We start from the raw sequence: 8732 nt of genomic DNA, 5'->3' as shown, positions 1-8732 counted from the left end.
TCGAAGGGGTGCGCCAAGACCCCTATGTCGGCCCTCGCGGGAGGAACAGCCGCCGCGTGGGCGGGAGATGTGCCGATGAAGGATCCCGTGGCAGATGCGGCGACCGTGGCCCCGGCTACTTGCAGCAGGCGCCGTCTGCTGACGAAGGAAGACATCTTGAACCTTTCGATGACGAGAGAGCGATTGCTTGGTCGTTGACACCCGGCGAGACTTCCGCCTCCACCCCTCAGGGTCCCTAGCCGGTGACGCGATGGAAGCTCCATCGCTGGTTGGAACTGCCGACGTCGCGGTACTGGATCAGCGCGACACCGTCGGCCCTACTGCCTCCCTTGACGTCGAGCACCTTGCCGCTGCGGACACAGGCGATGGTGTGGTAGTCGTCCCCCGTGGACTGGAAGGCCCACTGCTGGTTCGACGCGCCGGTGTCGGGCCACTGGATGACGGCGGCGCCGTCCGCGTTCGACGCACGGTAGACGTCGGCGACCTTGCCGCCGCGCACCCTGACGCACGTGTAGACCCTGGTGGGCGCGATGGTGTACTGCACCGAGCCGACGTCGACTTAGCCGGTGCCGTTCGTGTTGTAGGTGTAGAGGCCGACCCGGTCACCGCGGTATCCGCCCCAGGTGAGCTGGTAGGTGCCGCCGAACGAGGAAAAGACGTTTCCGTCGAGGTTGTAGGAGAACCGGCTGAAACTCCGTAGACGTCGGAGGTGGTGCGCAGCCACACGGCGTTCTGCGTGATCGCCGGGCCGTAGGTCAGAGTGCCGCCGGCGTTGTGCGCGATCGTGGTGGTGGTCCCGGAGCGCCGGACGCCCAACCCGGCGTAGTGGCACAGCCCGGCGTGCCGGCCGTCGGCGAGGCCGGCCAGTTCGAGCGGGGCGAACGCCTTCAAGCGCAGGTAGCCGGGTCGTTCGGTCAACGACCAGTGGTCCACGCGCGGCTGGTAGTTCCCCCACTGCGGCCCCAGGCGGGTGTCGGTGAACAGGTCGCTGGTCACCACGGGGGGCAGCGCGTCGACCGGCATACCGGGCGTGCCGCCGGCGGGCACCCGGCCGGTCCACACCATGGTGCCGATGCCGTCCGCGCCCACCTCGCCCAGGATCGGCCAGCCGTCCACCCAGGTCACCGGCAGCAGAGAGAGCAGGCGCCCCTCCCAGCGTCCGGTGCCGCGGGGGGTGATCCAGTAGCAGGCGCCGTCCGGAGCCTGCACCAGCCCGCCCTGGTTGGGCTCGCGGTCCAGCGAGGGGGAGACGTGCTGCAACTGCCGGGTCTCGAACGGGCCGTAGAGGCTGGAGCCGCGGTTCATCATGACCACCCGGCCTTCGGACTTCACCTCGCTGAACAGGTGGTAGTAGACACGGCTGATCTTGTGCAGCTTGTTGGCCTCGCTGCTCCGCGACTGGTGGATGACCGTGGACGGGCCGACCAGCGACTTGCCGTCCTCGGACAGCTTGAACAGATGCACCTTGCAGCTGTCCGCGTAGTGCGTGGTGACCAGGTAGCCCTGACCGTCGTCGTCCCAGAACGGGCACACGTCGTTCCAGCCGGAGATCCGCCACAGTGAGTGCAACGGCTCCCACGGCCCGGCCGGCGACGAGGCCGACGTCATGAAGAAGCCCTCGTCGGGCGTGTTGAAGTACAGCCAGTACCGCCCCGCGTGGAAGCGGAGGGCGCCGGCCCACACGCCACGGCCGTAGCGGTTCTTCCGGTCCCAGTTCAACTCCGGTCCGATCCGGGTGACATCGTCGACCGCGCCGCCGAGCGTGCGCCAGTTGACCAGGTCCTTCGCGTGCAGGACGGCCATGCCGGGCGAGTACCCGAACGTGCTGGTGATGCCGTAGTAGTCGGAGCCGACCCGGATGCAGTCCCAGTCGCTGAAGTCGCCCGGGAGGATGGGATTGACGTAGGTGCCGTCGCCCTGGTCGCCCCATGAGCCGGCCGGAGGTACGGCCGCCGCCGCCCTGCTCGGGGGCAGCAGGCCCGGCAACACGAGCGCCCCGGCGCCGACCGCGGCGAGCCGGCCGAGCTGTCGTCTGGTGATGTCCAAGACCGTCCCTTTTCAGAAGTCATCGCGTGGGCGGGCGGTTTTCCCTCGCGAAACACCGCCTGGACCTCGAGGGCGTCGAAGTCCGGTGTCCAGGCCGTGGGGTTGGGGAAGGGGTCGCGCCTGGAAAGCGCGCGGTTCGGGGCATGGGGGGTGGGTTCCTTCCGGAGGCGGCACCGCTCTCGCACCGCGAATGACCGATATTCCGAACGTGGGTCGAATTGCCGGACGGGGTCGGCGCCGAACGTAAAGGGTGTCCCGTGCGGAAGTCAACGTGTGTGACGGTGCGGCTTCTTCGATATCCGGGCGGCGCGAAATGCACCGAACGGTACTCGTCGGAAACATTGACGGAACCACGGCCCAAACCTATCTTCTGCTCGAAGTTCCGCACACTGGTCGTTATTTCGAACAGCCACACCCCTCGTCACGGCGATCGGCCCAGCGGACTGGCCGAGCCCGGAGGAAGAGTTGAACAGAACCGTAAGAAAGCTGCTCGCCCTGCTGGGCCCGCTGCTGCTGGTCCTGCTGGGCGGCGCCGTCTTTGAGGGCACCGCCTCCGCCGCCGCCCCTCCGGCCGGGCAGGCCACGCGGTACACGATGACCGCGTTCACCAACAGCAGTGAGTCGAACCTGTATGTGTACGACTCGCCGGACGCCACCGGATTCACCCTGCAGAAAGGCCCCGCCTACACCCCGCCGTCCGGGCTGATCCGGGACCCCAGCATCTTCAAGCACACCGACGGCTACTACTACCTCACTTACACCACCAATTGGACGGGGAACACGATCGGTTTCGCCCGGAGCACCGACCGGGTGAACTGGACGTTCCTGTACAACTACACGATCCCGATCGGCGGGCTGACCCGCACCTGGGCACCTGAGTGGTTCATCGACACCGACGGCAGCGTCAACGTCATCGTGTCCCTGACGGCGGCGAGCACCGCCACCCACTTCACCGCTTACAAGATCACGGCGACCAACGCAGCGCTGACCACCTGGTCCGCGCCCACCCAGCTGTCCGGTATCGGCCCGAACTACATCGACACCTTCATCGTCAAGGTCGGCTCCACCTACCACGCGTTCTCCAAGAACGAGACGACGAAGTACATCGAGTACGCCACCGCCTCCAGCCTCACCGGCCCCTACACCCTGCGTAAGACGGGCGACTGGGCCGGCTTCGGCGACTGGGTCGAGGGTCCGGCCCTGGTTCAGCTCGACAACGGCGGCTGGCGCATCTACTACGACGGCTACCGTGCCGGGAAGTACTGGTACAGCGACAGCTACGACAACTTCGCCACCTGGTCCGCGCCCACCGAGGTGCCCGGGCTGTCCGGCTTCATCCGCCACGCCACCGTGCTGAAGGAGACAGTCCCCGGCGGTGTCACCCTGCCCACCAACGCCGCCAGGTCGCTGCGGTCGGTCAACTACCCCGACCGGTACGCCGTGGTACGCCCCGAAAGCCTCGGCTACATCGACCCGGTGAGCACCTCCAGCAGCACCGCCGTCAAGCAGAGCGCCACCTTCACCGTCGTACCCGGCCTCGCCGACGCCAACTGCTACTCCTTCCGCGACTCCTCCGGCCGCTATCTCCGCCACTGGGACTTCCGGGTCCGCTTCGACAGCAGCAATGGCACCGACACCTTCAAGAAGGACGCCACCTACTGCGCCCGCCCGGGCAGCGCCTCCGGCTCCGTCCGCCTGGAGTCGTACAACTACCCCGGCCGCTACGTCCGCCACTACAACTACGCCCTGCGCGTGGACCCCTACCAGAACACCGACACGTTCCGCGCCGACAGCTCCTTCACGGTGGTCAGCCCCTGGGCCTGACCTGTCCGCGATGTTCTCCCGGGATCTGAGCCTGTCAGGCTCAGATCCCGGGAGCAGGTGTCGTCCGGTGATCAGGGTTCCGCTCGCGCAGCTTGACTTCGAGGCTCTCGAACGTCAGGCCCCAGCTCTACCCCTCCGGCGGGGTGAAGACGTACATGGTGCGGAGTTCCGCGATCTCTTCGGGTTCCATCGTGGGTGTGGTGCTGGACTGCTTCCTGGCTGTCGGTGACGGTTTCGACGCCCCGCATCTCCGAGTTCCGCGGATCATTCAGGGCCGCGGCGTACTTGCGGAGATCTTCCAGGGAGCGGTAGCAGCGCTGGTCCGGCTTGTTCACGTACTTCGCCTCGACGGCCATCCCGTCGGCGTCGGTCCGGTGGATTGGCCGCATTGTCTTCGACGTCGACCACAAGAAGCGGCGGCTATGCGGTGAAGTCCATTGAGTTCACCGGTCCTTGGCCAGGGCGACGAGCTCGGCGAAGCAGGTTCTTCGTCTGCTGGTGGTACATCACCTATGGCGTCGTGGCCAGGAGAAATGAAGGTTGGGTCCGTTATCGCCCCCGGGGTGAGGTGCTGGAATCCAAGGGCAAGGAGATGTGCGACGGGCGCTCGAGGTGGTAGCGGTCCCGGACAGCGTTCGATGCCGGGCACGTCCCGCAGGCTCTTGTAGAAGCGGATCGCCGTAAGCCACGCTCAATGAGACTCGCTCAGTGGTCCTCGGCGAGCCTCGCATGCATGCGGTAGCGTCCGCGCGCGGCCCGTCTGGCCGGGCTGGAGAGGGCAGGGGGCATGGTGGCACCGCGGCCGGGTGGCGAGACGGACAAGTTCGGCAACCGTTACGAGGGAGCCGGGACGATCAGGCATGCCCTGTACGTACTGCTGGGCTTGGGTAGGTCGCTCTGTGCGACAAGGGAGTGTGGGAGAGCCTAAGTTCGCGTGTCGAGGCAGGCAGTGCTCTTCGCTTTGTCTCCGTGGTTCCTGCCCGTGTGCTCGACGAACTCGCCGACCGCGCCCGCCGCTCCGACGATCTAGCGTCCTTCGAGGCCGAGTGGCTGACGGACGCACTTCGGCGCCGTCGCCTCGGAGTGCATCTACGGCTCGACCGCGACGGCAATAGTCCCGGTGTGGACGCTCGCGCTGCGCGGCGGTGAGTCCGGGCCGGTCCTCGGACGCGACGCCGGGTTCTGGCTCCGCGGCACCGGCGTCCGCGCCCTGCGGAACCCTGGCCGTCACAGGACGAGGGTGGGCATCGTCATCCCCACGTGTTGAGTTGGCGACACGCCTCGCCCGCGGGCTGCAAGGTTTGGGATCAGCGTCGGGAGAGTCGCTGTCTTCATGGCCACGTAGGCAGGCCTCGAAGGGCTGCTCGTGTCCACCTGAGTGCGGTCGTGTGGTGCAGCGAACGCTGCACCACCCTGGAGGACCTTCATCGGCCGGGGGGACTGTTTCCTCACATCATCCTGACGACGACCTTGCCGGCCTTCGCGCGCCCCGCTTCGACGAACTCCAGTGCTTCTCGGGCCGACTCGAACGGGAACACGGTGTCGACGACGGGGCGGATCTTGCCGGCCTCGATGAGCGGGGTGAGCTCGCGCAGTTGGTCGCCGCTGGCCTTCATGAACAGGAACGAGTACGTCACGTTGCGGCGCCGGGCGCGTCGTCGGATCCGGAAGCTCAGCGCGGACATCGCCAGCCGGATGAGCGGATTCGCTCCCAGTTCCCTGGCCAAAGCGGCGTCGGGAGGGCCCGCGACGCTGATGACCTTCCCGCCGGGCTTGAGTACGTCCAGGGATTTCTGGAGCGTCTCGCCGCCGAGCGAGTCCAGGACGACGTCATAGTCGTGCAGCACCGTCTCGAACGCCTGCTTCTTGTAGTCGACGACGACGTCCGCGCCCAGGCGCTTCACCAGGTCGACGTTGGCGGTGCTCGCGGTGGCCGCCACATGCGCGCCCAGCTGCTTCGCCAGCTGGATGGCGATCGTGCCCAGGCCGCCGGAACCGGCGTGGATGAGGACCTTCTGACCAGGCTGAACGTGTGCCCGCTCGACCAGCACCTGCCACGAGGTCAGGGCGACCAGGGGAAGGGACGCCGCCTCCTCCATGGTCAACGTGGCCGGCTTGATCGCGACGTCGTCCTGATGCACCGCGATGAGTTCGGCGAACGTGCCGATCCGGTCCTTGTCGGGCCGCGCGAAGACCTCGTCGCCCACCGCGAACCGCGTGACGGACGCACCCACTTCGACCACCACTCCGGCCAGGTCGTTGCCCAGGACGAACGGGACCCGGTACGGCAGGATCGTCTTCATCTCGCCGTCCCGGATCATGCGGTCGAGCGGGTTGATGCTCGCGGCCTGGATCCGGACCAGTACGTCGTCCGCGCCCACCTCCGGGTCCGGCACCTCGCCGGCGCGCATACCGGCCTTGTCGCCGTAGCGCTCCACGGTGAAGGCCCTCATCGTCGTCTCCATGTCTCGTCCGCAGGCGGACGGGGGTGCTGTTGATCCCGGGCTTCCCCGGCCATTGGACAGTGATTCGTGGTGGTGTACAGGCTTTTGCGCAATGGGTCGTAGGGGCTGCGGGGCTCTCGGCCTGGCTGCCGACCGAAGGATGAGTGCCCTCGGTGACAGGCGCGGGTGAGGTGTGCCGGATGTGGGGACCGGCCTTTCCTTGATCGGGAGAACCTTCCGGGTTGCCCTGTTCGCGCGTTCGTGGATGCCGCCGCTGGCCCGTGAAGGGGGCGAGACTCATTGAATTATGGACGTAATTCTATATGGTGGGTCGGTGGACCGCAAGTGGGCCCCTTTGCTCTCGGGCTGCGGCGGTGTGACGCCCGGGTGCGGCTGGGCGGCCTGCCGTGCGGGCAAGCGCGTGCTGCGGGTGCCTCAGGTGGTGGCCCTGGCGTGCTCATGCTCGATGCCCAGCAGTGCGAGGGCGTTGTGGATGCCCTGCTCGAGGAGTTCGTCGGCGAGACGCCTGTCGGCGAGGGCGCGGGAGAGCTGTAGCGTCCCGGCCATCATGGCGTAGGTGCTGAGTGCCTTGGTGCGGACCGAGAGCGGATCGTCGGGTGCCAGGCGGGCGGCGATGCCGTCGATGACCATCAGTACGCCGTCGGTGTAAGCCTGCTTGGTCGGGTCTGTGCAGCGCCGAATTTCGTCGAGCAGGGCAGCGGAGGGGCAGCCGTCGTCCGGGCTGTCGCGGTGGTGGGTGGACAGGTACCACCGCACGATCTGCTCAAGTCCGGCGCGGCCAGGCGCCGCCTGGGCGACGATGCTCGCGTTCTGTGCCTGTAGCTGGTCGGCGACCGCGGTGGCCACGAGGTCGTCCTTCGACGTGAAGTGGGTGTAGAAGGCGCCGTTGGTCAGCCCTGCGTCCTTCATGAGCGCCGAGATGCCCGAGCCGTCGATGCCGTCCCGCTTGAACCGGCGCCCGGCCGCCTCGATGATCCGCTGCCTGGTCGCCCGCTTGTGCTCTGTCCCGTATCGCACCGCACGCTCCTTCGTTCTCGGAGGGTCGCTCGCTCTCCCTCGTTGCATTGTATTGTGAACGTAATTTAATAACCCTGGAGTGTCGGCGACTGCTTGGTCGACGGCGAGGTGTCGTGCCGGATGACCCCGCACCCCCTCCCCGCGGGGCGTCTTGCTGTCGGCTCGAGGCTGGTCGGGGTGCGGTCGGTCGCGAGGGCCTGCTCGGGACTGTCGCCTCTCGTACGTAGTGTTACGAACGTGATCTGACCGTCCGCCCCGGAGGTGCCTCTCTTGCGCTTGGTACGGGGGATTCCGAGGTGATCGAAACGAGCCGGTAGGCATGTCTGCCATCCGTCGTGGCGGTTGATCCGCATCGAGCGAGCTCGATGCACCCGGGGACGCCTACGTCAACGACGTCGTCGAGCAGGTGATTGACCCATTCGGGCGGATCCGCGACCTGGTCGGCAAGGTTGGCTCAGTGCATCGGGTGCCGGTGAAGAGAACCCAGTCCTGCCATCACGGCGGGCCTTCGGTGTGCCGCGCGGGCAGAGTCGTGAGATGTCGCGCACGCCCGTCAACAGGAGAAGGGCATCAAACATCCCCTCCGCTACGCCAACGGCCTCAACGGCGTGATGATCCCCGCCCGCAACTCCTACGTCGCGGTTCAGCACCTCGACAACGCCACCCTCGTGCTCCATGTCGGCGACGACCGCGTGTTTTTCTTCCAGTACGCCAAGGCCTTCACTAGGCAGGTGGCCGACTTCCTTGCCGCCTGAGGGCCTGGCCGGCGGTCGGCGCGTCCCGGCGACGTGACCTCACGAGATGGCCGATGGCTCAACGTGGCTGCTTGCTCGGCTCGCGTACGCGTACGACTGGTCGGTTCGTCACGGACTCCTTCTTCGTGGTCAGGCGTATCGGTAGGGCTCTGGGGCCACCTTGAGGGCGCAGGCTCAAACGGCTCACCCACGCACCCTTCGTCGACCTCCGCATGCGATCGATCCATGCGGCCCCCGCGGGCGTGGCCGGCTAGGAGCAGCTCCCCGAGACCTGTGGTTGGCTCGCCCCGAGGGGTCTGGAGCGGGGTGAGGCGTTTGTCGAGGCGCTGTCCATCGCGACCGTGCACGGCCGCACGCGTCGCCATCTGTGGTGGGTGATCACGGTAGTTGCCTTGTGCGGCAAGCGGGCAAGCGGGCAAGCGGGCAAGGGGTGCAGATGGGCGGCGGCACCATCCCCGCGGTGATCGTCCCAGGCTGTGATGTCCACGGTGCTTGCGTCGGGACCTGTATCTGGTTCGTTGTGTCGGCTTGCAGGCTCATTGAATTACGGTCATACTTTAATAATCGACGTGATGCCGAGGAGCTCGCCCGCTCAGGATTCCGCCCCCCTCGACCTTGATCGTCG

7 protein-coding genes and 1 pseudogene are annotated in these 8732 nt (G+C 67.0%); 3 read left to right on the top strand and 5 right to left on the bottom strand.

Annotated features, from left to right (window positions below; translation table 11 throughout):
* Window positions 1–235: 235 nt before the first annotated feature.
* Together ACIA8X_RS30885 and ACIA8X_RS30880 are read right to left on the bottom strand one after the other, a co-directional pair.
* Window positions 236–499, bottom strand: a complete 264-nt coding sequence (locus ACIA8X_RS30885; RefSeq protein ID WP_393447316.1) for an RICIN domain-containing protein — start codon at window positions 497–499, stop codon at window positions 236–238.
* A gap of 662 nt (window positions 500–1161) precedes the next feature.
* A pseudogene (locus tag ACIA8X_RS30880) lies at window positions 1162–1989 on the bottom strand (glycoside hydrolase 43 family protein); the annotation flags it as partial.
* A gap of 522 nt (window positions 1990–2511) precedes the next feature.
* Between ACIA8X_RS30880 and ACIA8X_RS30875 the strand changes: the two are divergent.
* Window positions 2512–3870: a glycoside hydrolase family 43 protein gene (locus ACIA8X_RS30875; RefSeq protein WP_393447314.1), complete on the top strand. Its 1359-nt coding sequence runs from the start codon at window positions 2512–2514 to the stop codon at window positions 3868–3870.
* A gap of 71 nt (window positions 3871–3941) precedes the next feature.
* Here the strand turns inward: ACIA8X_RS30875 and ACIA8X_RS30870 are convergent, their stop codons facing one another.
* Window positions 3942–4226 carry a restriction endonuclease fold toxin-2 domain-containing protein gene (locus ACIA8X_RS30870; protein WP_393447312.1) on the bottom strand — a complete coding sequence of 95 codons (285 nt, stop codon included), beginning with the start codon at window positions 4224–4226 and terminating at the stop codon, window positions 3942–3944.
* Window positions 4227–4839: 613 nt separating this feature from the next.
* On the opposite strand from ACIA8X_RS30870, the gene ACIA8X_RS30865 reads away from it, so the two are divergent.
* Window positions 4840–5019, top strand: coding sequence for a hypothetical protein (locus tag ACIA8X_RS30865; protein ID WP_393447310.1), 180 nt, complete (start codon window positions 4840–4842; stop codon window positions 5017–5019).
* A 299-nt stretch (window positions 5020–5318) separates the two neighbouring features.
* Here the strand turns inward: ACIA8X_RS30865 and ACIA8X_RS30860 are convergent, their stop codons facing one another.
* Together ACIA8X_RS30860 and ACIA8X_RS30855 are read right to left on the bottom strand one after the other, a co-directional pair.
* Complete coding sequence (locus ACIA8X_RS30860; protein WP_393447308.1) at window positions 5319–6323, bottom strand: NADP-dependent oxidoreductase; 1005 nt, start codon at window positions 6321–6323, stop codon at window positions 5319–5321.
* Window positions 6324–6749: 426 nt separating this feature from the next.
* A complete protein-coding gene (locus tag ACIA8X_RS30855; RefSeq protein WP_393447307.1) occupies window positions 6750–7352 on the bottom strand; it encodes a TetR family transcriptional regulator in 603 nt (200 codons plus the stop codon).
* A gap of 608 nt (window positions 7353–7960) precedes the next feature.
* On the opposite strand from ACIA8X_RS30855, the gene ACIA8X_RS30850 reads away from it, so the two are divergent.
* The gene (locus tag ACIA8X_RS30850; RefSeq protein WP_393447305.1) at window positions 7961–8107 is read left to right on the top strand and encodes a hypothetical protein; all 147 of its coding nucleotides are present in this window, start codon (window positions 7961–7963) and stop codon (window positions 8105–8107) included.
* Window positions 8108–8732 lie beyond the last annotated feature (625 nt).

The sequence above is a fragment of the Streptomyces sp. NPDC051738 genome, assembly GCF_044453205.1.
Taxonomy (GTDB): domain Bacteria; phylum Actinomycetota; class Actinomycetes; order Streptomycetales; family Streptomycetaceae; genus Streptomyces.
This window is presented reverse-complemented; position numbering and strand designations above follow the sequence as displayed.